This window comes from Achromobacter sp. ACM05, assembly GCF_019218915.1.
GTDB lineage: Bacteria > Pseudomonadota > Gammaproteobacteria > Burkholderiales > Burkholderiaceae_B > Achromobacter > Achromobacter animicus.
In genome coordinates this window covers 1,148,964-1,175,132 of the sequence record NZ_JAHUWQ010000002.1, presented here as the reverse complement: position 1 = coordinate 1,175,132, position 26,169 = coordinate 1,148,964, and the positions used below count along the sequence as shown (strand labels likewise).

The window sequence follows — 26,169 nt, the reverse complement described above, 5'->3', positions numbered from 1 at the left end:
CGCAAAATGTTCGCCACTGCATTTCAGCGAGACTGACCGTCGATCGATCCATCCGCTGCAAAGTGTCGCGGTACCCATTCTGCGAACACGGCCCAGCGCTTTGGCGAATCTGGCGTCGTCGGTTTTGGCTCGTTCGAATTCGTGCCAGAACGCGAGAAAGGCTTCGCCCTGCGGCACGGCCCCATTCACAACTTTTCTCCAGGCAAGTTGCTGGCTTGCCGGACCCAGTCCGAAAACTGCGCTTCGTCGAATGCACCTTCGTGGATGTCCAGGTAGCGCACCTGCGGATACTTCGATTTTCCAGCGGGGATGGGCCGCAGCGCAGCCCCCTGAAAAAACGTCACCTTGATGTACTTCGTGAAGCAGTGCAGGCTCAGGAACCAGCCTTCGCCCGGGCGTCCGTAGAAAGGCGAATTCCATTTGACCGCCTTGGCGACGCCCGGGACAGCTTCTTCCACCAGGGCGTCGATGCGTTTGCCGATAGGCGATTTCCAGCCGGGCATCGCGGCGATGTAGGCCTGTACGGGTTCGTCGCCATCTCCCTTTGGGATCTGAGGGTTGCCGCCGGAGAGCAGGACGACTTGGCCGGGCGCCGCCTTCGTTGCGGGGTTGCGCGCTCTACCGGTCTTTCCAGCCGGCGCGGAATTTGCATTTTGCGTCATGGATGGTGCTCTCTGTGGCCCGGGAACGGGTCTTCCCGCCCCAGATAATCGTCCACCGCGCTGCCGACCGTCGGGTGAAAATGGTCGTCGCTGAACAGACGGGACAGCTCAAAGCGTTTGAGCTTGTCCCGCACGGGGTCCTTCATCTCCGCGAAGTGCAACGCGATGCCTTCGCGCGCCAGCGTTTCGCACAGCTCGCGCAGCATGTCCGCGGACGTGACGTCGACGCTCGTGACGGGTTCGGCAGCCACGACCACGCGCCGCACGGGCGAGGGCGATGCCTCCACGGCTTCCAGGAGGCGCTGCTGGAAGAGCTCGGCGTTGGCAAAGAACAGGGGCGCATCCCAACGGAACAGCACCAGTCCGTCGATCAGTGCGGCATTCGGGTAGCGCTTCAGGTCGTGATAGCCGCGAAGGTTCGGCACGCGGCCCAGCACCGCGAAGTGCGGGCGCCAGCCGTCCCACAGGAATTCAATGACGGCGATGACGACCGCAAGGCAGATGCCGGGTATTGCCCCAAAAACGGCGACCGCGGCAAAGCACAGCATCGACAGCCAGAACTCCCATTGCTGAATGCGGTAGATGCGCCGCAGGTCCTTGAACTCGAAAAGGCCGATGGCGGCGGCGATTACGACTGCGGCCAGCGCGCTGTTGGGCAGGTGGCGCAGCAGGTTTGGCGCGGCGATCAGCAGCGCGGCCACGGCCAGCGCGCCGACGACGCCGGTCAGTTGCGTGCGCGAGCCGGCTGCTTCGGCCACCGGCGTGCGCGACGCGCTGCTGCTGATCGGAAAGCCCTGGAAAAACCCCGCCGCGAGGTTCGCCACGCCCAGTCCCACCATTTCCTGGTTCGGATCCACCCGCGTGTGGGTGCGCGCGGCGTAGGTGCGTGACAGCACGCTGGTGTCGGCAAAGGCAATCAGCGCCACCGCGCAGCCGCCCAGCACGATCTTGACGAGATCGGCGTTGCTGAGCCACGGCCAGGCAAGGCTGGGCAGTCCCTGCGGAATCTCGCCAAGCACCTTGACGCCTTGCGCGTCCAGGCTGAAAAGCTTGACCGCCAGCGTGGCAAGGATCACCGCAATCAGAATGCCCGGCACGCGATCAAAGCGTTTGAGCAGCAGAATCACCGCCAGGCTTGCCGCGCCGACTGCGAAGCTTGGCCCATGGGTCTGCCCGTCGGCAACGGCCAGCGCCAGTTGCTGCATTTCCTGCAGAGGGCCGGCGTCGTCGATGGAGATGTCGAACAGCTTGGGCAACTGGCTGACCAGCACGGTCAGCGCGATGCCGTTCATGTATCCGTAGCGGATCGGTTTGGACAGAAGCTCGGTGATGAAGCCCAGCCGCATCAGGCCCAGCACAATGCAGAACAGCCCCGAGACGACGGCCATCATGCTGGCCGCCGCGATAGCTCGCATCGGGTCCCCGTTTGAGACGCTGAGCACCACCGCCAGGATGGGCGCGGCCAATGCGGAGTCGGGCCCCAGCACCAGGATGCGGCTTGGGCCGAACAGCGCGTACGCCAGCATGGGAATGATGGTGGCGTACAGACCGTACACACCCGGAACGCCAGAGGCTTCGGCATAGGCGATGCCGACTGGCACGAGCATGGTTGTCAGGACCAGACCGGCCGCGACGTCCTTGGGCAGCCAACCTGCCTGATAGGACTTGAGCATTGCCAGGCCGGGCAGCCAGCGCAACCAGTTCGGCGCGGGCTTGGCAGGGGAGCGGGGCGTCAAGGTGGACATGGAATCCCGGTGCAAACGCGTGCGCTACGGGTTAGGGAGTTCTGCGCGCATCATGGCGGAGAAGGGTTGCCGGTATCTTCCAACATCTGTCGCAGGCGAGCGCGGCGGCGCTCGAGGTCGGCGATCTGACGCTCCACGGATGCCAACCGCTGGCGCTGCACCTCGGACGTCTCCGGGCACGCCGCAGCGCCTTCGATCAGCCGCATGCAATCGGGAAATCCGCGGATCTCCGCCAACGTGAACCCGGAGGCGATCAGGCGCTGGATTTGCCGGACCTGAGTCACAGCGGCGGCGGGAAATGTGCGATACCCATTGTCCGCCCGTGCCGACGCAAGAAGACCGTGGTCGTCGTAGTGGCGCAGCGAACGCAGGCTTGCGCCGGTTTTGCGGGCGAGCTCGCCGATCGACATGGGTGTTTGAGGCGGGGGCGTTTTCATGCGGGAAAGCGTAGCAGATTGGTGCTTGACCTTGACATAGGTGTGAGGGTTGAAACTGGCGCTCCCTCCAATCTTCGGGATGCATCATCCATGCAACGCAGAACCTTTTTTCGCCATATGGCGGCAGCAGCCTTGTTCATGGCAGTCTCCGTGGCCGCCAACGCCCAATCCCGGCACTACACCGTCACGGCGCCTGATGGCGTGGCCCTCGCCGTCCAGGAGGCCGGCAATGCCGCGGGTCCGCCGGTCGTTTTCGTACACGGCTTGCTGGGTAGCCACCTGAACTGGGAGGCCCAGCTTGCCAGCCCGGCGCTGCAGCGGTATCGGCTGATAACTTACGACCTGCGGGGCCACGGTCTGTCGGGCAAACCCGTGGACGCGGCGGCATATACCGATGGCCGGCGCTGGGCGGACGATCTGGCGGCAGTGATCACGGCGACCGGCGCGCAGAATCCCGTCGTCGTCGGCTGGTCGCTGGGCGCCGCGGTGACGACCAACTACCTTGCCGCTTACGGTGACGCGCAGATTGCGGGCGCCGTCTATGTAGGGGGTGTGATCGAGCTGGATCCCAAGCAGATCGCACCGCATCCTGCCCTATACCGGGACATGGTGTCGCCGGATCTGAAGACGCGCCTGGACGCGGAGCGTGAGTTCATCGGCCTTTGCTTTGCGCAAGCGCCCGATGGCGTCACGTTCCAACGGCTCCTGGCCAATGCCGCCATGGCGTCCTTCGACATGCAGGCCGCCGTGCAATCGATGACGGTCGAGGCGGCGCGTGGCCTCCGCTCGGCGCGCAAGCCTTTGCTGCTGATCTACGGCGCGAAGGACGCCCTGGTACAGCCGGCGCCGTCAATCGACCGGGCGAGGGCGCTGAACCCGCACGTGCGCAGCAAGATCTATGCGGCCTCCGGGCACGCGCCGTTCATGGAGGAGGCGGACAGGTTCAACCGGGAGCTGGCTGCTTTTGTTGACAGCGTCGTGACACGCTGACGGGATGGATGAAGCGTGGGGGGGGGGCGCGGCAGCTCCTTTTGCCAAATGTTGCTTGTTGCGAAGCAGCATCGCCTGCTATCTTCGACCCCGAAATGCGTTTGCCCCGATTTGGACCGCTTCAATGCCCGCCTCCCAGCTTCTGATTCCCGAACCCACGCCCGCGCGGTCCACCGACACGCTGGGCTGCTCGGCCAGCAAGCTGGCTGTGAATCAGGAATTCCACGGAGGCGGACTGACGTTCTACCGCAAGCGCACCGAAACCGCGCAATTCGGCAGCGTCGAAACGCCCGCGTCGGATCGCGGGTTTCTGGTGGGCGTGGCGCTGCGGGGCGGCCACCGTCGCCGCATCCTGCAGGGCAATCACGCGTCGACCCATGATTTCGACGCGGGTTCAATCTACATCCGCGACTTCACCGACGATTACCGGGCCGACCTGCAAGGCGGGTTCGATTTCATGTTGGTCGAAATGCCCCGCGCGTTCATCGAACGCATCAACGACGAGAAGGGCGGCCCGCGTGTCAGCAGCCTGCTGCCGCGCAATGGGCAGCCCGATCCGGTGCTGGGCCATCTGTCGCAGGTGTTGGCGGGCGTGGTGGCGAATCCCGCGCAGACGAGTGGACTCTTCGTGGATCATTTGAGTCTGGCCCTGGGCACCCATCTGCTGTCGCAATACGGGGCCGGGGCGACGAGCGGCTGGGCGGACTCGGGCGGGGGCCGCGTGCTGTCCCGCAAGCTGGAGGCGCGCGCCAAGGACATGCTGCTGGCGTCCCTGCGCGAGGACGCGTCCGTGGCAGATATCGCCGAGGCCTGCAATCTGTCCCGCAGCTATTTCATCAAGGCGTTCCGCCAGACTGTTGGCACTACGCCGCATCGGTGGCTGCTGGAGCAGCGGGTGCAAAAGGCGCAGGAACTGCTGCGCGCACCGGGCCGGTCCATCACTGACATCGCGCTCTTGTGCGGCTTTGCCGACCAGGCGCATATGACGCGCGTGTTCACCAGTGTGGTGGGGGTGGCGCCGGGGGCGTGGCGCAGGGAACACGGAGCTTGAGATAGCGCTAAGCGGCCGGCAGCCCGGCTGGAACAGCTTCGTTGCCGAGGACGCGAGCGTCGCTCTTTCGTGCAAAGCAGGACGCAAGTGGGCAAGACGTGCCCGCGCCATGGCGTTACCGTGATGGAATGCCTTCCCTCTGTCCCCGATGTTCCGAAAGCGTTCCATGAGTGTTCTTGCCGATGGCCCCTCGCCGGCCAACCTGCCGCCCGATTTGGCCGCCTTGCATGCGCAGGCGTTTCCGATGCTGCCGCGCGCGCTGATCGAGCGCGCGGCCGCCTATGGCGAGGAGATGTCGGCCGAGCCGGGCCGCGTGCTGCTCAACAGCGGTGATCGCGAAGCCGCGTTCTACATCCTGCTCCAGGGCTATGCCGAAGTGCTGGAAGCCGACGCCGGCGGCGCCATGCGCAGTCTGCTTGTCCATCGTGACGGCGAATTCACGGGCAGCCTGGACCTCTTCACCGACCGGCCGAATGCGGTCACGGTGCGCGCCAACACCCCCAGCCGCCTGTTGCGGCTGAGCCGCGCAGCGCTTGAAACGATGATTCTGGCGGAGCGGCCGCTGGCAGAAATCATCCTGCGCGCGTTCATGCTGCGCCGCATCGGGTATCTGCGGCGCCGGCCGTATGGGGGCGCCATTCTGCGCTCAGTGGCGGGAAGCGCGCAGGAAGACCCCGTCATGGACCTGGCCGTCATCGGCGGCGGGCCGGCTGGATTGGCCGCCGCCGCCTATGCCGCCTCCGAGGGGCTGCAGACATTGCTGGTGGGCGGCTCGCTCTCCTGTGGCGACGCGTCCGGACTGGACGTGCTGAAGGGGTTCCCCGGCACGATCACCGGACTATGCGAGGGCCCGCTGCTGCGCCGCGCCCAGGACCAGAGCAAGCGCTTCGGCGCGCACGTGCTGCCGCTGCGCACGGTCTGCCGCTTCGACGGCGGCTGCTATCCCTATCGGGTGTGGCTGGACGACGGCCGGCTCGTCGAGGCGCGCAGCCTCATCGTTGCGACCGGCATGCAGGGCGATGCGGAAACGGTGACCGATCAGGCCAACACCGCCTGGCTGGACGGGTGGCTGGACACGGACGACCAGGGCTGCATCCATACGGGTCGTGCCGCCGCGGGGTCGATGCAGGCCAGGGATTATGAAAGCTCGCAGCCGGGTGTGTTTGCGGTGGGGGCAGCGCGTGCCGGGTCGGTGAAGCATGTGCTGGCGAGCATCGCCGAGGGCGCGGCTGCGGTGCGGGTGGTGCATCGGTTTTTGGATGCGTCGGCGCATTGAGGGCCGGGGCGGATGGGCAGAGGCGAGGACAAAGATGAGTCGACGACGAGATCTGCGATTCGCCTGAATGGGGGTGATCGGGCCAACTTTGGCTCGCCCGGGCCAAAGTTGGCCCGATTCTTTTTTGTTTGTTTTCAAACCGTTGAAGAATCTCGGGCCACAAATGGCCCGAACTTCCGTTGAAAAAAACACTTTCGCTGCTTTTGCGCCGTTGGGATTCCCATGTTTGGCGGTGAAGCACGCGTAAGCAGTTGATAAGAAAGAACAACGGAAAGACGCTTCCAACTTGGCACAGGGTTTGCATTGAGGCGATAGGTCATCACCGACTACCGCCGCACTGCGCCAAGCAAAGGAACTCATGAGCATCAGCACGATCTTGGGCCAGACGATCCGCCATGCTGTCCCTAACCCTACGGGCACATGCAAAGCCTGCGAACGTACCGGCCTGCCGATTCTTCCGCTGCGATCGGCCTATGCGCCCATGCCCACTGCCACATCCAAGCGGCCGCTTGCCGGCGGCGGCGATCTGGCTGCAGTACCGATGCGGTTCGATCAGCCGCGGACGCTGCGTGAAGGGTATCTCTATGTGCTGCTCGACAAGCGAGAGTGGCAGGCCTATCAGGTGACGCCCGAAGGGGCGCTGCGTCAGTTCAACCCATTTTCCATGCCGCGGGCAACGCCAGAGCCGCTGAGCGAAAGATGCATTCACCGGGACCACGATGTCCCCGCTTCGTTCATCAACATCGATACCGAACTGTTCACGACCGCGTGGATTGCATTCTCCAGCGATCCGTGGTCCGAAAACGTATTGAACCGATATCTTCAAAGTTTCACGGCCGAACAGTCGCCAGTGAGCGCCAGGTTTCATAGGCTGGACCTAAAGACTGCCCGCGAAGATCCCGCGAGCGTAGGCATCGCGATGACGGAGCAAAGGCTTCACGTCGATCAGCAGGTGCTGGAATACGCCACACCCACCATCGGCGATTTTGTCAGCGTGCACGGCTTTTGCTCGCGCAATCATCGCTTGAACGCGCTGCAGGGCTTCGTCCGAACTCAGACACAGCGCGAACAGTTGCCGAATGGCGTGTTGGCGCTGGTCCTGCCGGACCCAGTCGGGTTGGTCCAGGAAATCAATCATCAGCGCCTGGGTTGGCAAAGGGAGCGGCAGGCTTACGAGGCAGACCCGCTCAATAACTACAAATTTTTCACCTCCGAAAGCCTCAAACGCCTGCGTGAACTCTGCAAGGTGGCCGCGGGCGACGCCATCGCCGACAGCCCGAATGCCGCCTGGGAGATGATGCCTACCGAGTCCGGCGGCCCGCCGGTTTTCGGCGATCCCGCCCGCGAGCGAGCCGAACAGGTCGAGCACAAGGCTGAGAATCTGCTTGCGCGCCTTGACGAGCGATATGACGAAGCCGCGCGCGCCCGTTGGGAGCGGTCGTTCGAAGCGCACAAGGCGCGGTTGCAGACGCAAGTGGATAGGCTGGCCGCGCTCTACACAGACCAGATCCTCAACAACCCGATGTTCCGTGTGGCTGAGCGCCATGACTACGATGCGCAAAACGCGTACTCAGTATTGGGTTACATCCGCACCATGGAGCTGTGCCTGAGCGGCGGCATCACCGAAGCAACGCCTAAACCAGATTCCGAGGGCAACATTCAAGCCGTCAACGGGCCGTCGGCGCGGGCTTGGGAAGCGTGGATCAAGGATGGTCAGAGCATCGTCTTCAAAACCTTGCTCGCGCTCGACAAGAACCTTATGCAAAGCCTCGTTCCCACGTTCAGCAATCAGGGCGAACTGGATTGGAACGACTTCGGCAAGCTCTATGCCCCGATCACCAAGATCATTACCAGTAGCGACCTGGGCGACAAACTTATTTGGCCGAATGTCCAGGACGCAATCGCGAGTGTGCTGGCGGCTTACAACAGTGCGGTGAGCCGACTGGAACTGAAGGTTGATGCCGGCGTGCGCAACGTCGCCACGCGCGTGAACAGCGCATCGCTCCTGCTGTATTCGCGGACGTACATGACCCAGGTCGCCGTTCAGATGAAGCTGGGCGAGTTTTACACATTGATGTGCAAACAGATCGGGGAAGACCGCAACAGGCTTGCTGCTGCCATCGCGCAGGCGACCGGAAAGGCGCACAAGCAGGTGCGGTCGGTGCTGACTGCCGGTGTCCTCAGTCTTGCCTTAAGTGACCCCAAACTCGCGGAACAGATGGTTGAAGTGGTGCTCTGGGTCGAAGGCAACGCGAATGACCTGCGAAAGCGGTTCGGCGACGTCGTCAAGGATGCCACCCAGCAAACAGGGGAGGTTATCGGAGACGCCGCGCGCCGAGCCGGCGAAGGGTTAAGCGAACTCAAGGTGCTCGCCGGCACGCTGGAGCCGGAGGTGCGCAAGGCGTTAGCTGGTCTTCAGCTCAGCGCATTCCAGGCTGCCGAACTTGCGCGCTCCGGATTGAGGGGCGCGCGCAGTGCTGCGGCGATTGCCCGCGGAACGGTAGGAAATGCCGAACTGCTGGTCGCTGTGGGCGGTACGTACCTGTTATCCCAGGGGTTGCGTAAATCTGTTGAAGCCGTAGATGCAGCCTTTGGAGCCAAACACGAGGAAGCTGTGTTGGCGGTGTATTCGGCGTCGATAGGAGTGCTGGGAGGAAGCATTGAAGTGGTGGGACTGACGATGAAGGGCAGCGCTGAGCACGCGCGGAAGGCCCTCCGCGCCTCCGTGTCCGGAACTGGGGCTATCAGCCGAATCGCAGATGCAGGTAAGACTTTGGCACGGTTTGGGGGAGTGATGGCTGCAGTGTCTGGCTTTGTGGATGCACTCGCGTCGATTCGTGCAGCCAGACGCGTCGACGCCTCAGGACGGGGAAAACCGGAAGATGCGTATTTCACGGCCGCGGCCCTATTTACGCTTAGTGCCGCGTTTGCCGGATATGCCGCCTTTGTCGGCACTACGGCGATTATGAGCGCCTCGTTCATTGTTGGGCCAGTCGGTTGGGCCATTATTCTCGGCGTTGCCGCGTACCTCGCTCTAAAGCATGGTGAAGAGGCAGAGTCTTCTCCTTTGGAACGTTGGGCTTACTACAGCGACTTTGGGCTTGCAGGGACGCACAGGTTTCCCGACGCGAGTACTGCGGTTTCGGCATTAAATGCTGCGGCCTTGGGTGTGGAGGTGTACGTGAAATTGGGCTCAGATCTGGACTACCAAATAGTTCTTCCCCAATATGATTCAGCGCGCGCTGGCTATAACTGGCGCCTCTCTGTCAGACGATATTCCGGGGATGAGAATCTGGCGTCGGGTGGCCACCCGTCAAGCGCACCACTAGCGCTCGAGAGGTGCAACTCGGAAAAACGGTTGGACTACCTGCCCGAGACCGTTACACCAGTCATCGGGGAAAGAAAAATCACCGCAATAGATGGGGTGGAAACGCGCTTTCTTATTATTGAGGGGAATATAAAACTCAAAAGAAAGCATGATATCGACCAGGTGCGGCTCTCCTTTGAATATTTTCCAAATATTCACGATTCGGAAGTCGTGGCCAGTGTGGAAGTGGTGGAGGTCAAGTGAAGAAAGGCGCCAAACCACTACTCGATGATCCAACTGACGGCTGGAGGGCAGATCTGCCGTTGCCACAAGTTGCCCCCTCCGGGCCGTTATTTCCCATTGGGCGGCCTCCGAATTTCGCGAACGACAAATACTTGGAATTAAGCGCGACAAGGCGAGGGAATCGTACCGTCTTGCTCGTTTTCTCTCTCGTAGTGTTGGTTACGGCACTGCTGTCCTTGATCTATTTTTTTTTCGTCAGACTCATAGGCGCAGATGTTGGAGTCTTAGCCTTGCCAACTTTCATGACCGCTGTATCCATTGGCGCGGGAATCGGGGGAATAGGCATGTTAAGAGCGAGTATATGCCCGCCTAGAGACGAACCAATCCGCTTCAATCGCAAGCGCGGCAAAGTCTACCTGTATCGGTTTCACCGCGGCGGCCCGATAAGCCGCAGAGGTTGGGGCGTTTGCCCTATCGTCTTCAATTGGGAAGACCTTCGAGCAGAATCCTGGAGTCGTATGGCCCCGAGCCCCAGCGGTGTGCCGTTCTTCGCGTGGGGCGTTGACATCGCCGTAGTCGCGCCGGACACCAATCATGTCGTCGACCGTTTTCAACTGGCAGGCAGCAATGCCAATGGCGAACATATGTGGGCGATGGCGCGCGCTTTCATGAACCAGGGACCCGGGGCGCTGCCGAAGTATTCGAACCCACCGCGCGACTGGAACAATTACGTACCGGCGTTTGACCCGGGCCTGCGACTGGCGCCGAAAGTTCAGTGGCCCGCTGATTTGGATCTCGAGTCGCGCACCTGGCCGTGAGGCCGTTAGCGGTTCACCAACCGGCGGACGTCCCTGAAAGCGTGAGCGAGCAGGAGCGACGTTGTCCTATCCAAGTACCCGGGCCGATTCAGCTTTCGCCTCTGGCAACACCATGCATATCCCGAAGTCTGAGAAAGCCTCAGCCTAAAGCGCGTCGACCTCGGGTAAGCGCCTTTCCCTCATCCAAATGCCCTAAGACTCGCAAGGATTTTGTTGTCAGACCATAAAAGTTTTTCTCTTTGCGCAGGCGAGAGTTTGCGAACATGCGTCTAAAGCTTTCCAGCCATAGGAACGCATCGGGAGACAACCATGATCTGTACGCATGCCGCGCGCAAGCGCGTCAACATCGTCGCTGCAGCCTTCATCGCAGCTGCCGCATTCGCCGTCCCCAGCCTTGCCTCCGCGCAGGCCGCCGACAGCTATCCCAGCAAACCCATCCGCCTGATCATTCCTTACCCGCCGGGAGGCGCCACCGACGTCATCGGACGCATCGTGGGCCAGCGCCTGAGCGATGAGATCGGCGGCCAGGTTGTAATTGAGAACCGGGGCGGCGCTGGCGGAAACATCGGTGCTGCCGAGGTGGCCCGGGCTCAGCCCGACGGCTATACGCTCCTGATGGGCGCGCTGACCTCGCACTCGGTCATGGCGACCCTGGAGAAGGACACGATCCCATACGACCTGCGCAAGGACTTCGCGCCTGCCGGCGTGGTGGGCTTCGTGCCGCTGGTGGCCGTGGTCAATCCCAAGCTGCCGATCAAATCGCTGTCCGAACTGGTGACCTACGCCAAGGCGAATCCGGGAAAGCTCAACTTCGCCTCGTCGGGCGCCGGCGCGCCGCAGCGCATGGCGATGGAGCTGTTCAAGCAGATCGCGGGTGTCAACATCGTGCACGTGGCCTATCGCGGCAGCGGTCCGGCCATGACCGATCTGGTCGGGGGACAGGTCGAGACGATGACCGAGACGGTTCCCGCCGCAATCTCCTTCATCAAATCAGGCCAGTTGCGTCCGTTGGCCGTCCTTACGCCGCAGCGCGTTTCGATGCTGCCGGATATTCCCACTGCCGAGGAGCAAGGGTTCAGCGGCTTCAACGTCAGTTCGCTCTTTGGCGTGATGGCGCCGGCGGGCACGCCGGCTCCTATCGTGGCGAAGATCAACAAGGCGCTGACCACGGCGCTGGCCAAGGACGATGCCAAGGCCCAACTGCTGCAGCAAGGCGTTTACGCTGACGCGCTGGATGTGGAAGCGTCGAAGGCCCGGCTCAACGCCGAGATCGAGCAGTGGGCAAAGGTCATTCGCGAGGGGGGCATCACCGTCAACTGACGGGAAGCCCCGGCCGCGCAATGCATCCTCAGACGGCCCAGCAGGCGCAGCCCAGCGCGCCCCAGAAACCCTTCAGGTCGGAAACGGGCAGCTTGCTGGCCCAGGCCCCGGCGTGCTGGTGGCCGTGGACATTGCAGTCGTTGGCGCACGCGCAGGCAGCGGCCGCCTCGCGCAGGGAGGCCTGCAAAGGCTTGCCCTCGCTGTCGCCCCAGGCGCCGTAGCCGCCGAACAGGCGCGTGGGCGACCAGTCGGGCATGGCGGGCGGCGGGGCGGCCTCGTCGTGTTCGGAAAACTCGTCTGCGCCCCAGACCACCTTGCCGCCCACGACGGTCAGCAGGCTGCTCGTGTCGGCGATGTCGGATTCGGGGCACGAGAAGAAGTCACGATCAGGCACGATCAGATCGGCAAGCTGGCCGACGGCGATACGGCCCTTTTTGCCCTGTTCGTTCGAGAACCAGGTGACGTTCTCGGTCCACATGCGCAGGGCGGCGTCGCGGTCCAGGCAATTGCGCTGCGGGGTCAGCCGCAGGCCGCCCACCGTCTTGCCCGTGATGAGCCACGACAGCGACACCCACGGGTTGTATGAGGCGACGCGGGTGGCATCGGTGCCCGCCGACACGTTGACGCCTTTTTCAAGCATGCGCTTGACGGGCGGCGTGGCCTCGGCGGCACCGGCGCCGTAGCGCTCGACAAAGTATTCGCCCTGGTAGGCCATGCGATGCTGCACGGCCACACCGCCGCCGAGCGCGGCGATGCGGTCGATGGAGCGCTCGGAAATCGTCTCGGCGTGGTCGAAGAACCAGTTCAGCCCGGCCAGCGGAACGTCCTTGTTCACGCGTTCGAACACGTCGAGCGAGCGCGAGATGGTCTCGTCATAGGTGGCGTGCATGCGCCAGGGCCAGCGGTTCTGCGCCAGGATGCGCACGACTTCCTCGAGATCGCCTTCCATTTCGGGACCCATCTCGGGGCGCGGCTGGCGGAAATCTTCGAAGTCGGCCGCCGAAAACACCAGCATCTCGCCCGCGCCGTTGTGGCGGAAGTAATCGGTGCCTTGCTTGTACTGGGAGGTGGCCGTCCAGTTCAGGAAGTCTTCCTTTTCCTGCTTGGGCTTCTGGGTGAAAAGGTTGTAGGCCAGGCGGATCGTCAGTTGACCGGCGTCGGCCAGTTGCTGAATGACCTGATAGTCCTCGGGGTAGTTCTGGTTGCCACCGCCCGCATCGATGGCGCCCGTGACGCCCAGGCGGTTCAGGTCGCGCATGAAGTGGCGCGTGGAATTGACCTGGTATTCGAAGGGCAGCTTGGGCCCCTTGGCCAGCGTGGCGTACAGGATCGATGCGTTGGGCTTGGCAAGCAGCAGCCCGGTTGGGTTGCCGGCCGAATCCCGGACGATTTCGCCGCCGGGAGGCGCGGGCGTGTTCTTGTCGTAGCCGACCGCGCGCAGGGCGGCGGCGTTAAGCAGGGCGCGGTCGTACAGGTGCAGGATGAACACGGGTGTATCGGGCGCCACCGCGTTCAGTTCTTCGATGGTGGGCAGGCGTTTTTCCGCGAACTGATGTTCGGTGAAGCCGCCGACCACGCGCACCCATTGCGGAGCGGGCGTGATCGCGACCTGGCGGCGCAGCATGGCCATGGCGTCGGCCAGGCTGGTCACGCCGTCCCAGCGCAGTTCCATGTTGTAGTTCAGGCCGCCGCGGATGATGTGCAGGTGATTGTCGATCAGGCCGGGCAGCACGCCGCGTCCGTTCAGCGCGATGACGCGGGTGGCCGGGCCGGCCAGGGGCAGAATGTCGCTGGCGGCGCCCACACGCGTGAAACGGCCATCCTTGATGGCGACCGCGTCGGCGACGGGGTTGGCGGGGTCCAGGGTCGTGAAACGGCCCTGATGCAGGATGAGGTCGGGGGCGCCTTGGCGCGCGGGATCCAGGGTGTCAGCCATTGCGCTTGTCTCCACATGCATCGGCGGGTTGTTGGGCGGTGTCGGCGGACGCCTTGGGGCAGCTGGGCAATTCGCCGAACATATGCGGTTTTACCTGTTCATGGATGAAGGACGTGCGGGTGGGTTCGTCCGCCAGCAGGCGCTTGACCAGCGGGGGAATCTGTTCCCCAGCCAGGATGCCCAGCAGGCCAACCAGCGCGATCACCGGTGGCGCCGGCGATCGCACATTGAACAGGGCGTAGATGATACCGACCAACAGGCCGAGACCCAAGGAAACGAGGTAGACCTTCATTGGCGCGCTCCTATCAGCCTTCGTGGGCGTTGAACATGGACTTGGCGTAGATGATGCCCAGGCCATAGGCGCCGCCGAACTTCCGGGCAATGCCGGTCGTCATGTCGTAGGTGTCGATGCGGGCCCAGTCGCGCTGCAATTCCAGCAGGTACTGCAACGCGGTGACCGGCTGGCCGCCTGCCTGAACGATACGCTCAATGGCACGGTTATGGGCTTCGGCGGACACGTCGCCGCAGGCGTCGGTGATCACATAGACTTCAAAGCCCTGATCCAGCGCCGACAGGGCCGGGCCGACAATGCACACGCTGGTCCACAGCCCGGCCAGCACGATGCGCTTCTTGCCGATTTCATTGACCTGCTTGATGACGGCGGCGTCTTCCCAGGTGTTCATGGACGTGCGGTCCAGCAGCGGCCGGCCGGGGAACGGGGCGGTGACTTCCTCGAACATGGGGCCGGAGAAGCTTTTTTCGGCAACCGTCGTCAGGATCGTGGACACGCCGAACCCGGCGGCCGCATGGGCGACCAACGCGGCGTTGCTGCGCAGCGTGACGGCGTCGATGGAATGGGTGGCGAACGCCATCTGCGACTGGAAGTCGATCATGATCAGCGTGTGATCGTGCGGGGACAGCAGCTTGGCGCCGGGGGCGGGGGTCGCAATGACAGGCACGGGTGATTCCTTCGGTTGCCGGGGTGTGAGACCCCGGCAATGTGCCAGCCGCCCGGCGGGACGTATTGAACGATAGTCCGCCGGTTTGAAGATTGTGATCGCGGCGGGCGATCATTTCGGCAAAGACGGTCTGCATAGGCCGGGCGCATCGGCGAAACGCATTGCCGAAACGGTGTATCGCCACGGGCGCGTCGCTCGGTTACGCTGCTTCGGTCCCGGCGCGTCGCAACATTTCCTTTTCGGAGAATCCCATGGGCCTGGCTTTCCAGAACGACCTGCACGACGACTTCGGCATGCGGCCGGCCGCCTACCTACCCTATGGCGGTGCCGATCTGGGGGAAATGCTGGCGGTGGGCCGGGCGGTAGGCGACGGGGACGACACCGCATTCTTCGAGGCCTGGATGGCGGCGGGTGATCGGTTGACCGCCGAGGCGCAAGACGCCGAACGCCGCAACCTTGTCGCCAGCGCGCGTGAACTGCACCTGCGAGCCAGCGCCTTCTATTGCACGGCTTACCGGCCGCTATATGGCGCGCCGACGGATGCACGGTTGCTGGCGGCCTTTCGCAAGCAGATCGCGGCTTTCGACCGAGGCCTCGCGCTGTCTGCGCATCCCGTCATGCCCGCGGGCATCCCGCTGGACGGCGCGAATATGCCGGCATATCTGATTCCTGCCGTCGGCCATCACACTGACGTCAGGCCGCTCGTCATCTTCACCAACGGTTATGACGCCACGGTGACGGATATGTATTTTGCAAGCGCCGTGGCCGCGTCGCGCCGTGGTTATCACGCCCTGGTGTTTGACGGGCCAGGGCAGGGCGGCATGCTGTACGAACAGGGCGTGACAATGCGGCCCGATTGGGAGACGGTGGTGGGCGCCGTGGTGGACTACGCGATCACGATGCCTATCGTGGACCCCAAACGCATCGCACTCAGCGGCTGGAGCCTGGGCGGCCACCTGGCGCCACGCGCGGCGTCCGGCGAACCCCGGCTGGCGGCCTGCATTGCGGACCCGGGCCAACGTAGCCTCGCGGGCTCGTTCCGGCCGTTGGCCGTCAAGCTGGGCGCCAGCCCGGAAAGCGCGCACAACCTGGGTGAGGTGGACCAACCCGTGATGGACCGCCTCTGGCAGTTCGTCACGGCCAGCCCCGTGCTGACGTGGAAGGTGGTGCAGCGCGGCTTCTGGGTGCACGGCGTGGACAATCTGCGTGACTACCTGCGAGCAATCGAGCCGTTCACCCTGGAGGGCCGGGTCGATCAGATTACGTGCCCGACGCTCATGACGCTGGCCGAAAACGACCCGTTGGCGGCTGGCACGTTGCAGTTCTTCGACGAGTTGCGCTGCCCCAAAACGCTGCTGCGCTTCACCGAGCAAGAGGGCGCGGGGGATCACTGCGAATCCGCGAACCGCTCGCTGTTGAACCGCCGCGTGCTGGACTGGTTGGACGGCGTGCTGTAGGCGGACCGGGCCGCGCCCGCCGCGCTGCCTATAATTGCACCGATCCCCGCTTTTTAGACGGCAGTCCTGCCGTGCCTCATGTCGACCTTGCCTTTGCGCGTGCTGTCGGTGATTCCACCGATGACGCAGCTGAATACCCCGTATCCGTCCACCGCCTACCTGACCGGCTTTCTGCGTTCGCGCGAGGTCACCGCGTTTCAGGAGGATCTGGCGCTTGCCCTGGTGCTGCGCCTGTTGTCGGCCGACGGCCTGCGCGCCGTGGCGCAGCGTATCGACGCGCTGCCTCTTGAAAAACATACGCAACCGATCCAGGCCTTCGTCGCCATGCAGGCGCGCTATCTGGCGACCATTGGGCCGGTGATCGGCTTTCTGCAAGGCCGCGATCCCACGCTGGCGCACCGCATTGCCGGGCGCAACTATCTGCCGGAAGGCCCGCGCTTCAGCTCGCTGGACGTCTATCTGGACGAGGATGGCGGCGATCCGCTGGCGTGGGCGTTTGGCGCGCTGGGCCTGCAGGACCGGGCCAAGCATTTGGCCACGCTGTATCTGAACGACCTGGCCGATGTGCTGCGTGACGCCATCGACCCGCGCTTTGAATTCGTGCGCTATGCCGAATCGCTTGCGGGCAGCCAGCCGACGTTCGACCCGCTGGCAGAGGCGCTGGCTGCACCGATGAACCTGGTGGACGAGACGCTGCGCGAACTGACGGATGCGGCGCTGGCGCGTCACAAGCCGACGATGGTTCTGCTGTCGGTGCCGTTCCCGGGGGCGGTGTATGCAGCCTTTCGCATCGCGCAGGCCATCAAGGCGCAGGACCCCACCATCGTCACCGTGCTGGGTGGTGGCTTCGTCAACACCGAGCTGCGCGAACTGAAAGACCCGCGCGTGTTCGATTACTTCGACTTCGTCACGCTGGATGCCGGTGAGCGCCCCTTGCTGGCGCTGCTGGAGCACGTGCAGGGCAAGCGGTCGCGCCAGCGGCTGGTGCGCACGTTTGTGCGCGATGCGGACAGCGGCGCGGTGCGGTACGTCAACCTGGTTGAACCGGACGTCGCGTTCGCTGAGGTGGGCACGCCCACGTGGGACGGCCTGCCGCTGGATCGCTACCTGTCGCTGCTGGACATGCTGAACCCGATGAACCGCCTCTGGAGCGACGGCCGCTGGAACAAGCTGACCGTCGCCCACGGCTGTTACTGGAAGAAGTGCAGCTTCTGCGACGTGGGGCTGGACTATATCGGCCGTTACGAGGGCGCATCCGCATCCGTGCTGGCCGATCGCATTCAGACCATCGTGGCCGAGACCGGGCAGACCGGCTTTCATTTCGTGGACGAAGCGGCGCCGCCCAAGGCGTTGAAGGCGCTGGCGGCCGAGCTGATCGAGCGCAACGCCGGCATTTCGTGGTGGGGCAACATCCGCTTCGAAAAGACCTTCAGCCCGGAACTGTGCGAACTGCTGGCCGACAGCGGCTGCATTGCGGTGTCCGGTGGCCTGGAGGTTGCGTCGGACCGGCTCTTGAACCTGATGAAGAAGGGCGTGTCGATCGACCAGGTGGCGCGCGTGACGCGCGCGTTCAGCGATGCTGGCGTGCTGGTGCACGCCTATCTGATGTACGGCTTTCCGACGCAGACCGTGCAGGACACGGTGGACGCATTGGAGTACGTGCGGCAGCTATTTGAGAATGACTGCATCCAGAGCGGGTTCTTTCATCGCTTCGCCTGTACGGTGCATTCCCCGGTGGGCCTGAATCCGGACGAATACGGCATCACGCTCAAGCCCTTGCCCGACGTCACGTTCGCCAAGAACGACGTGGGCTTTCACGACCCCACGGGCGTGGACCACGACGCGCTGGGCAAGGGTTTGAAGAAGGCCATCTACAACTTCATGCACGGCATCGGCCTGGAAGAGGACGTGCGCAGCTGGTTCCCGTTCAAGGTGCCGCGCACGACGGTGGCGCGGCATCGGATTGCGCGCGCGCTGAGCCAGCGGGGGTAGTGGTCCAGGCCTGGCTTGCGTCGTTACAGCACGAAGCCGCCATCCGCAGTCAGGCTGGCGCCCGTGATGTAGCCGGCGTCGGCCCCCGCCAGAAATGCCGCAAGACCCGCGATTTCAGTCGATTTGCCCATGCGCCCCAGCGGAATGCGGGGAATGAGCTGCGCCGTCCATTCCGCCGTCAGGTCCGTCTGGATGGGACCCGGCTGGATGTTGTTGACCGTGATGCGGCGTGGTGCAAGGTCCAGCGCCGCGCCGCTGACCATCGCGGCGACGGCGGCCTTGGTCATGGCGTAGACGCTGCTGCCGGGCAAGCCGGTCCGGATGGCGGTGTTGCTGCCGATGGTGATGATCCGTCCGCCGTCGCGCATGTTGGCGGCCGACGCCTGGATGGCCAAAAACACGCCGCGCACGTTCACTGCCAGCATCTGGTCCAGCTCGTCGAGCGGGACTGCGCTGATCGGGTTGGCGCGGTAGATGCCGGCGTTGACGACAGCGACACTCAGCGGCCCGAACTGTTGCACGGCGGTGTCCACTGCGCATGCGATGGCTTGCGGGTCGGCGCTGTCGGCTTCAATGGCCAGCGCGAGACCACCGCTGGCCTCGATGGACGCGACGACCGCGTTGGCGCTGTCCGCGCGGCTGGCGTATGTTAGGGCCACCGCATAGCCGGCTTCCGCCAGCCTTGCGGCAATGGCGGCGCCGATGCCGCGGGAGCCGCCGAACACGAGCGCGGCGGGGGATTCAAGGGGTGGGATTTGTTCCATGATGTGCACCGTTTTCAGTAGGTGCTTGCATCATCCCGCTGAACCCGCGCCCGTGCATCACCGGATTCAAGTCGCAGTGTGTGCGGCAGGAATCACGGATACACGCCGGTACGAATCCCCGCTGTATGCGCGCATTTTGGCCCGCCGTCCTGGCGCAAAGGCTACCGGAATCTGCCGCTTGATGCCGCCCCTCAGGCCGTCGGCGGCGCGTCCGGCACGGTGTTCAGCAAGGGCTCGGCGGCCTCGGCGCCGTGTACCGCGTCGGTCAGATCCTCGGTCATTTCGTGGTCGAGCGCGCCCTGGATCAGGTCATCGGTCACGCGCAGCTCCACCCCCACCGGCGACATCTGCGCGGCGGCAGCAAAGGGCGCCACGGGGGCGGGCGCGGGACGCTCGTTGCGGCGCCAGACAAAGAACGTGACCAACCCCAGGTTCAACAGCGCAAAGCACCAGAACAGGCCCGCTTCGCCAAACTTCGCCATCACCGGCGAAATCGCCAGCGGACTGAGCGCCGATCCCAGCGAGTTGATCAGCAGCAGCCCCTGGATCATACGCACCAGCGCGTCGGCCGGCGCGCGGTCGGCCGCGTGGCTGACGGCGACCGGATAGATCGCAAAGACGCCGCCGCCCAGCAGGAACAGCAGCGGCATCAAGAAGGACGAGCCCGGCGGCAGCATCAGGATCAGCAGGCTGAGCACGGCGCAGAATACGGCCAGCGCGATCAGCACCACCTGCCGGTCTCGCAGATCCGACCAGCGTCCCACCGGATACTGCAGCACCATGGCGCCCAGAATCACCGCGCCCATCATCTTGCCGACCTCGGCAACGTCCAGGCCGATGCGCTGCAGATAGAGCGGCAGCAGTGTGTAGACCGCGGCAATGGCCACGCCCGATCCAAAGCAACCCATCACGCCGGTGGGCGTCATGCGCGCCAGATGCTGCGGCAACAGCGGCTCGACGCGTTCCACCAGCGGCGACACGCGCGGAATGATCACCATCGGCAGCACGGACAGTGACGCCAGCAGGCCGGCCACCATGAACGGCGCCATGTCGCCCAGCCGCGTGATCGCGCCCAGCTCCAGCTGGCCCAGCATGCCCGAGCCATACAGCGCGATCATGTACAGCGCCAGCAGACGGCCGCGCATCTTGGCATCGCCCGCCAGCAGCAGCCAGCTCTCGACCACCAGAAAGACGCCGACGCTTGCCCAGCCGTTGATCAGGCGCAGCATGAACCAAGCCTCGCGATTGAAGATCAGGCCCTGCAGCAGCACCGTCACGGCGATCAGGGACGCAAAGCTGCTGTAGGCGCGGATATGGCCGATGCGCAGGATCAGGCGGTCATTGAAGATCGCGCCCAGGGTCAGCCCGATGAAGTACGACGACGAAATGATGCCGACCACCGTGGCCGATTCGCCGGCGGCGTCCAACTGCAGGGTCGTGAGGGAAGAGATGAAAGCGTTGCCGATGCAGACAACGAACAAGCCAAGTAGGGGCCCGAGCACCAGGCCCAACAACTGCCGAGACATGAAATCCTCGATTTCCAGAACAGCAAAAGCATCCGGTGCGACCGGACAAACGATCAATGGGTTGGGGGAATGCGTCATGGTTCGCCTGGCTTGGGAGGGCAATGCCATGCGCTTGGGCGCGGGCCGGGTGCTCGGGGCACGCTCGGCGGGAATCCGGCGCGGATTGTAGCGCTGATTGGCGGGTGGTCCGGCGGGCCCCCTGGGCGCTTGCGGCTGGCTTGCCAGATCGGGCTGAACCGGTCAGCATCGCACCCCATGCGACCTTTGAACGAACTCATCAACGAAACCGAGCCGGCCTTGCCGCTCGTCCATGATTGGATTGCCGGTGCGGCTGTTCAGTGTGAAATCCTACCGCCTTCGCCACGCAACGACGATGTCCTGCTTGCGTTGCAAGTGACGACCCGGTCCCCGATGGGAGCCATCGCGCACGGCACGGGCGGCCTGCTGCTTGATGGCGGCTGGCTTCGCGTGCTGGGCAGCGGGCATCCGCGCCTACCGCGCGACCTGGCCGGCTGGAACGCGGGGCGGGCGGATGGCTTGCTGCTTGTCGCGGACGACGCAGCGGGCGGCTTCTTTGCGCTGAACGGCGGTGCGCTGGGCGATGATCCGGGCATGCTCTATTACCGCGCGCCCGACAACCTGCAATGGGAGGCGCTGGAGCTGGGCTACTCCGATTTCCTGCAAGCCATGCTGGCCGGACGAATCGAGGACTTCTATGCCGCGTTGCGCTGGCCCGAATGGCAAGCCGACGTGAAAGCATTGGGCCCGGATCAGTGCTTTTCGTTCTATCCGTTCCTGTGGACCCAGGAAGGCTCGCCGGCGGCCAGTTCGCGCAAGGCGGTCGATATCGCCGAACACTACGCCCTGACATTGGGCGTTGATGTCGGGCATTGACCCGGCCGTCTGACAGTCCGCCCGGCGCGCTGGCGCCCTACGTCAGCGCCATCCCGCCGTCCAGCCGCAGGTTGGCGCCCGTGACAAAGCTGCTCTCGTCACTGGCCAGATACAGCGCGGCGCGCGCCAGTTCGTCGGGGCGGCCCATCCGGCCCAGGGGAATGGCGGCGGCCATGGCGTCGTCCAGCCCCGCGCGCTGATCAGCGGGCAGTCCCAGCTTTTCCAGGATGGGCGTATCCACCGGGCCGGGGCTGATGACGTTGACGCGGATGCGCCGCGCCTTCAGTTCCAGCGCCCAACTGCGGGCCATGGCTTCGATGGCGGCCTTGCTTGCTGCATAGACGGCATGGCCTTCCAGCACCTTGGCGCTGGCAATCGAGCTGACCAGAATGATGGACGCGCCGTCGTTCAGTACGGGCAGGGCTTTGGTCACGCCAAAAAACACCCCGCGCGTGTTGGTCGCGAACTGACGGTCGTAGTGTTCGACGGACACCTGCGCCGACGGCTCCAGAATGGCGACGCCCGCGTTGGCCAGGTAGATGTCCAGGCCGCCGAAGCGTTGCCGGACGTCGGCGACCACGCGGTCGTGCGTGTCCAGGTCGGCCACGTCCCCCGTGATACCCAGCGCGTCATGGCCGATGGCGCGCACGGCTGCGTCCACCGCGTCCTGCCGGCGGCCCAGGATGACGACCTGTGCGCCGGCCTGGGCGATGGCGAGGGCGGAAGCGAGCCCGATGCCGCTATTGCCCCCGGTGATGAGGGCGACTTTTCCCTGTAGTGGGGTCATGGCTTTTCCAGAAAGATGAAGGAAAGGCCACTCTATCTATTCCAAAAAGCGTTAAATAGGGGATCTTTGTACAAGCACCTATTCCGCAAGGTCATCAATGGACATGCCGCCTGACGTTTCCGCGCTGGTTGCCTTTGCCACTGCCGTCGAGGCCGGCTCCTTCAGCAGCGCCGGCCGGATCCTGGGCACGTCGCCTTCTGCCGTGTCCAAGGCCATCGCGCGGCTGGAGCGGCGTTTCGGCATCCGGCTGTTCCAGCGGTCTACGCGAGTGCTGTCGCTCACACCCGAGGGGGCGGCCTACTACGAGCGCGTGTCGCCGCTGCTGCGAGCGCTGGATGATGCCAGCGAGGTCATGCAGCCGGCAGCGACCGCGCAAGGGCGCCTGCGGATCACGGCGCCCGGCGACCTGGGGCGCCTGCTGATGACGCCCATCGTCAACCGCTTCCTGCCCGCGCACCCGGACTTAAAGCTGGAAATGAGCCTTGCCGACCGCCATGTGGATCTGATCCGCGAAGGATTCGACCTTGCGATCCGCGCGGGCCGTGTCGCGGATTCGGAACTGAACGCGCGACAACTGGCGCAACTGCCACTGACGCTGGTGGCGTCGCCTGCGTATCTGAAGCGGTGTGGCACGCCGCGCAGCATCGGTGATCTGCCGCGCCACGCGCACGTGCGATATCTGCTGGCCGGAAGCCCTTTTCCCATCACGTTCGCATCGGGGGAGGTGGTCCGCCCGGAGGGCGTGTTCGACACCGACGACGGCACGGCGCTGCGCGCGGCCGCGTTGGGCGGCCTGGGCATTATCCAGATCCTGCGGCTGGCGGTCACCGACGACCTTGCGGCCGGGCGGCTGACCGAGGTGCTGCCCGAGGCGCAATTGCCCCGCGTGCCGGTGTCCGTGCTGCACGCTTTCGGCCGCCACGCGCCCATGCGGGCGCGGCTGTTCATCGAATTCATGGCGGATCAGCTGCAGTCGCTTGCGTAGCGTCATCCGAGCGAGCGCAGGACGTGTGGCGGAATTAAAACAGGTCCACATCGAATCGTTTGCGCGAGCGCAAATTCTTCGCGCATGCCAGGTTGACCACTGCCGTGTTAACGATATTTTTCGTAAGATAAGCGCCTATCATTCTCATTTGCATTGAACTTGAGGGCGTGGAAAGTGTCTGAGGAAAAATTGTTTTTGATGGATTCGCGAGTAGCGCGAATCGCCCCTAGCGTGGCGCTCACCCTGATGTTGCCGTTGCACGCGGCGTACGCGCAGGACGCGCAGCAGGCGACGACGTTGCAGCCTGTCACCGTGACGGCGGGCGCCTTGGGCGACGGGGACCTGCCGCCGGTCTATGCCGGGGGGCAGGTCGCAGAAGGCGCGCGGCTCGGCCTGATGGGAAACCAGTCCGTCATGGACACGCCGTTCAACGTCACCAGCTATACGTCCGAACTCATCAAGAACCAGCAGGCGCGCACGCTGGCCGACGTCATGGCGAACGATCCGTCCGTGCGCTTCACGACCTCCAGCGGCCACGCCTACGAAAACTTCCGCATCCGGGGCTTCGACGTCAACCAGAACGATGTGGCGATCAACGGCATGTACGGCTTGGCGCCCATGGGCCGCACGCCCGTGGAATTCGTCGAGCGGGTTGAAGTGCTGAAGGGGCCCAACGCGCTGTTCAGCGGCATGGCGCCCAGCGGCGCGGTGGGCGGAACGGTCAATCTGGTCACCAAGCGTGCGACCGACACGCCCACGGCCACGTTCGGCGTGGACTGGCTGTCCGATGGGCAACTGGGCACCACGATCGACGCCGGCCGGCGCTTTGGCGCCCGCAATGAATGGGGCGCGCGCGTCAACGGTTCGTTCAGCGACGGCGCCACCACGCTGGACGGCCAGTCCAGAAAGCGCGAATTCCTCTCGGCGGGCCTGGATTACCGGGGCAGCGCGCTGACGGCATCCATCGACGCCTACCACAGCCAGGAATCGTTCACGGGCGGCACGCCAGCGATGTTCTGGTTCGCGAGCCCGGTGGTGCCGGTGGCGCCCGATCCCCGCATCAACCAGTTCAGCACCGCGTACGGCAGCATCCAGAGCAACGCCGTCATGGGCCAGGCCGAGTACCGCTTCAACGAGCACGTGTCGGCGTTCGCGGGCGTGGGCCGGCGCGACAGCGACCAGTCCGGCCTCATCAACGGCACGCATGCCCGGCAGATCCAGCCCAACGGCGATTTCACCGGCCAGATCGTGGGCCAGCGCGCCTACACCGACGCCACCACCGCCGAGGGCGGCCTGCGCACGCGCTTCAAGACGGGCAGCGTCGGCCATGAACTCGTGCTGCAGGCGTCCTACCTGAAGCTCGAGGACGGATCGGCTACCGGTCCCGCTTCGGTATTCCGGTCCAATATCTACGACCCCATCACGCCGGTCATGCCGGCGCTGCCGGGCAGCCCGCCCAAGACCAGCGAGAACACGCTCACCAGCCTGGCGCTGGTCGACACCATGTCGTTCCTGGACGACAAGCTGCGCGTGACCGGCGGCGTGCGCAACCAGCGCGTGAAGACCAGCAACTTCGACAAGACCGGCAAGACCACGGCGCGCTACGACGAAGACGCCGTGACGCCAGCCGTGGCCGTCGTCGTCAAGCCGTGGGGGCCCGATCTGTCGTTCTACGCGAACTACGTGGAAGGCCTGAGCAAGGGCGACAGCGTCACTGACACCACCGCATCCAACTTTGGCGAAGTCTTTGCCCCCTACAAGACCAAGCAGAAGGAGCTGGGTGTGAAGTGGAACGCCGGCACCTTCACCAATACGCTGGCGCTCTTCGAGATCGAAAAGCCGATGCTCGTGACCGAAGGCTCCACCGCCCAGCCCACCTATGCGGACGGTGGCGAAAAGCGCGTGCGCGGCGTCGAGTGGAATACGTTTGGCGAGATCGCGCAGGGCGTGCGCGTGCTGGGTGGCGTCACGTACACGCAGGGCACGCAGGTCAAGACTTCATATGGCCGCTACAACGGCAATACTGCCGTCGGCGCGCCGCGCTGGCAGGTCAACACCGGGGTGGAGTGGGATACGCCGTGGGTGCCTGGCCTGACGCTGACCGGACGCGTCCAGGCGACGTCGCGCCAGTACGCGGATTCGGCCAACAACATCGAGATCCCCGGCTGGGGCCAGGTCGACCTGGGCGCGCGCTATGCGACGAAGGTCAATGGCCGCGACGTGGTGCTGCGCCTGAACGTCAACAACGTGTTCAACAAGTATTACTACGCGGGCATCTTCAGCGACACCACGCCCATTGCGACGTTGGGGCCCGCCCGCAGCGTCATGGCGTCCGCCGCCATCACCTTCTGACAGGCGGCCTGCATGGCGTCCGCCGCGCCCTCCGTTCCAGCGATCGGGGCGTGCGGCGGACCCAGACATCATTCACTCCGGGGTGACCATGCCAGTCCTCATCCTTGCCAGCCTGATTGCCGTGTGCATCGGCTGCTTCTGCATCTATCGCGCATCGCCCAACCAGCAATGGGCAAGCGCTCCGTGGCCCGCCGCGCCCGCCCGCACGGCGGGCATCGCGCTGCTGGCGTTGGGCGGCTGGGGATGCTTGTACGGATTCACCGTGGTCACCGCGGTGTTCGTATTCTGTACGGCGCTGATGCTGTTCTTCTGCCTGATTCCGCATCTGGGCGTATTGCGTCGGATGTACGGCAGAGCCATGCCCGGGGGAGTACGCGATGACGCCCGCTAAGCCAGCGCCCATCCGCCGTGACTGGGTCTCAAAGACCCTGGCCGGCACGTTGTTGGGATTCGCGATCGCCCTGGGCGCCAGCGTGCTGCTGGCCGCCTTGACGTCCACCGTACCGCTTGCGACGCGCTCGCAGCTTGCCATGTGGCTGGTGCCGCCCGTGTGGCTGGGCATCGCGTCCACCGTCTACTTCTTCGGCAGCGGTCTGCGCGCCTGGTGCTGGCTGGGCGGGATCTGCCTGGCGCTGTATGGCGGGCTGTACGCGGCCGGCGCGTTATAA

General features: G+C 64.5%; 22 protein-coding genes. 13 read left to right on the top strand and 9 right to left on the bottom strand.

Annotation, left to right across the window (positions count from 1 at the left end; genetic code table 11):
* Positions 1–185: 185 nt before the first annotated feature.
* From KW836_RS16260 to KW836_RS16250, 3 genes are read right to left on the bottom strand one after another with little or no spacing between them, the layout of a single operon-like run.
* Positions 186–662: a DUF1801 domain-containing protein gene (locus KW836_RS16260; RefSeq protein ID WP_218344038.1), complete on the bottom strand. Its 477-nt coding sequence runs from the start codon at positions 660–662 to the stop codon at positions 186–188.
* A complete protein-coding gene (locus KW836_RS16255; protein ID WP_218344037.1) occupies positions 659–2,407 on the bottom strand; it encodes a SulP family inorganic anion transporter in 1,749 nt (582 codons plus the stop codon). Before KW836_RS16255 ends, KW836_RS16260 begins: the two co-directional genes overlap by 4 nt.
* Positions 2,408–2,457: 50 nt before the next feature.
* Positions 2,458–2,844: a MerR family transcriptional regulator gene (locus tag KW836_RS16250; protein ID WP_175121381.1), complete on the bottom strand. Its 387-nt coding sequence runs from the start codon at positions 2,842–2,844 to the stop codon at positions 2,458–2,460.
* 138 nt (positions 2,845–2,982) lie between these two features.
* Here KW836_RS16250 and KW836_RS16245 point away from each other — a divergent pair, with 138 nt between their 5' ends.
* The 6 genes from KW836_RS16245 to KW836_RS16220 all read left to right on the top strand — a co-directional run bounded on the left by KW836_RS16245 (position 2,983) and on the right by KW836_RS16220 (position 11,849).
* Complete coding sequence (locus KW836_RS16245) at positions 2,983–3,834, top strand: alpha/beta fold hydrolase (protein WP_255595803.1); 852 nt, start codon at positions 2,983–2,985, stop codon at positions 3,832–3,834.
* Positions 3,835–3,958: 124 nt separating this feature from the next.
* Positions 3,959–4,885, top strand: coding sequence for an AraC family transcriptional regulator (locus tag KW836_RS16240; protein WP_218344035.1), 927 nt, complete (start codon positions 3,959–3,961; stop codon positions 4,883–4,885).
* A 166-nt stretch (positions 4,886–5,051) separates the two neighbouring features.
* Positions 5,052–6,161, top strand: coding sequence for a cyclic nucleotide-binding domain-containing protein (locus KW836_RS16235; RefSeq protein ID WP_218344034.1), 1,110 nt, complete (start codon positions 5,052–5,054; stop codon positions 6,159–6,161).
* 358 nt (positions 6,162–6,519) lie between these two features.
* Positions 6,520–9,732, top strand: a complete 3,213-nt coding sequence (locus tag KW836_RS16230) for a T6SS effector BTH_I2691 family protein (RefSeq protein WP_218344033.1) — start codon at positions 6,520–6,522, stop codon at positions 9,730–9,732.
* A gap of 281 nt (positions 9,733–10,013) precedes the next feature.
* Positions 10,014–10,529 carry a DUF6708 domain-containing protein gene (locus KW836_RS28145; protein ID WP_370633042.1) on the top strand — a complete coding sequence of 172 codons (516 nt, stop codon included), beginning with the start codon at positions 10,014–10,016 and terminating at the stop codon, positions 10,527–10,529.
* Positions 10,530–10,838: 309 nt separating this feature from the next.
* The gene (locus tag KW836_RS16220; RefSeq protein WP_218344032.1) at positions 10,839–11,849 is read left to right on the top strand and encodes a tripartite tricarboxylate transporter substrate binding protein; all 1,011 of its coding nucleotides are present in this window, start codon (positions 10,839–10,841) and stop codon (positions 11,847–11,849) included.
* A 28-nt stretch (positions 11,850–11,877) separates the two neighbouring features.
* On the opposite strand, the gene KW836_RS16215 is transcribed toward KW836_RS16220, so the two are convergent.
* Genes KW836_RS16215 through KW836_RS16205 form a run of 3 tightly spaced genes read right to left on the bottom strand, consistent with a single transcriptional unit; the run spans position 11,878 to position 14,744 of the window.
* On the bottom strand, positions 11,878–13,785 hold the full coding sequence (locus KW836_RS16215) for an amidohydrolase (protein ID WP_218344031.1): 1,908 nt from the start codon (positions 13,783–13,785) through the stop codon (positions 11,878–11,880).
* Positions 13,778–14,077 (bottom strand): XapX domain-containing protein, encoded by a 300-nt coding sequence (locus KW836_RS16210; protein ID WP_056561574.1) that lies wholly within the window; start codon positions 14,075–14,077, stop codon positions 13,778–13,780. Before KW836_RS16210 ends, KW836_RS16215 begins: the two co-directional genes overlap by 8 nt.
* A gap of 13 nt (positions 14,078–14,090) precedes the next feature.
* Positions 14,091–14,744 carry a hydrolase gene (locus KW836_RS16205; protein ID WP_175136389.1) on the bottom strand — a complete coding sequence of 218 codons (654 nt, stop codon included), beginning with the start codon at positions 14,742–14,744 and terminating at the stop codon, positions 14,091–14,093.
* A 251-nt stretch (positions 14,745–14,995) separates the two neighbouring features.
* Here KW836_RS16205 and KW836_RS16200 point away from each other — a divergent pair, with 251 nt between their 5' ends.
* On the top strand, positions 14,996–16,201 hold the full coding sequence (locus KW836_RS16200) for a S9 family peptidase (RefSeq protein ID WP_218344030.1): 1,206 nt from the start codon (positions 14,996–14,998) through the stop codon (positions 16,199–16,201).
* A 78-nt stretch (positions 16,202–16,279) separates the two neighbouring features.
* On the top strand, positions 16,280–18,193 hold the full coding sequence (locus tag KW836_RS16195) for a radical SAM protein (protein ID WP_218344029.1): 1,914 nt from the start codon (positions 16,280–16,282) through the stop codon (positions 18,191–18,193).
* Between the two features lie 23 nt (positions 18,194–18,216).
* On the opposite strand, the gene KW836_RS16190 is transcribed toward KW836_RS16195, so the two are convergent.
* Both KW836_RS16190 and KW836_RS16185 read right to left on the bottom strand, forming a co-directional pair.
* Complete coding sequence (locus KW836_RS16190) at positions 18,217–18,957, bottom strand: SDR family oxidoreductase (protein ID WP_218344028.1); 741 nt, start codon at positions 18,955–18,957, stop codon at positions 18,217–18,219.
* Between the two features lie 191 nt (positions 18,958–19,148).
* On the bottom strand, positions 19,149–20,483 hold the full coding sequence (locus KW836_RS16185; RefSeq protein ID WP_218344027.1) for an MFS transporter: 1,335 nt from the start codon (positions 20,481–20,483) through the stop codon (positions 19,149–19,151).
* Positions 20,484–20,552: 69 nt separating this feature from the next.
* Here KW836_RS16185 and KW836_RS16180 point away from each other — a divergent pair, with 69 nt between their 5' ends.
* The gene (locus KW836_RS16180) at positions 20,553–21,377 is read left to right on the top strand and encodes a DUF2625 family protein (protein ID WP_370633034.1); all 825 of its coding nucleotides are present in this window, start codon (positions 20,553–20,555) and stop codon (positions 21,375–21,377) included.
* A 37-nt stretch (positions 21,378–21,414) separates the two neighbouring features.
* Here KW836_RS16180 and KW836_RS16175 read toward each other — a convergent pair whose 3' ends face one another.
* The gene (locus tag KW836_RS16175; protein ID WP_218344025.1) at positions 21,415–22,164 is read right to left on the bottom strand and encodes an SDR family NAD(P)-dependent oxidoreductase; all 750 of its coding nucleotides are present in this window, start codon (positions 22,162–22,164) and stop codon (positions 21,415–21,417) included.
* 103 nt (positions 22,165–22,267) lie between these two features.
* Here KW836_RS16175 and KW836_RS16170 point away from each other — a divergent pair, with 103 nt between their 5' ends.
* The 4 genes from KW836_RS16170 to KW836_RS16155 all read left to right on the top strand — a co-directional run bounded on the left by KW836_RS16170 (position 22,268) and on the right by KW836_RS16155 (position 26,169).
* Positions 22,268–23,149, top strand: a complete 882-nt coding sequence (locus KW836_RS16170) for a LysR family transcriptional regulator (protein WP_255595800.1) — start codon at positions 22,268–22,270, stop codon at positions 23,147–23,149.
* Between the two features lie 198 nt (positions 23,150–23,347).
* On the top strand, positions 23,348–25,501 hold the full coding sequence (locus tag KW836_RS16165; protein WP_218344023.1) for a TonB-dependent siderophore receptor: 2,154 nt from the start codon (positions 23,348–23,350) through the stop codon (positions 25,499–25,501).
* A gap of 88 nt (positions 25,502–25,589) precedes the next feature.
* Positions 25,590–25,892 (top strand): hypothetical protein, encoded by a 303-nt coding sequence (locus KW836_RS16160; protein ID WP_218344022.1) that lies wholly within the window; start codon positions 25,590–25,592, stop codon positions 25,890–25,892.
* A complete protein-coding gene (locus tag KW836_RS16155; RefSeq protein ID WP_218344021.1) occupies positions 25,879–26,169 on the top strand; it encodes a hypothetical protein in 291 nt (96 codons plus the stop codon). The genes KW836_RS16160 and KW836_RS16155 overlap by 14 nt, the downstream gene beginning before the upstream one ends.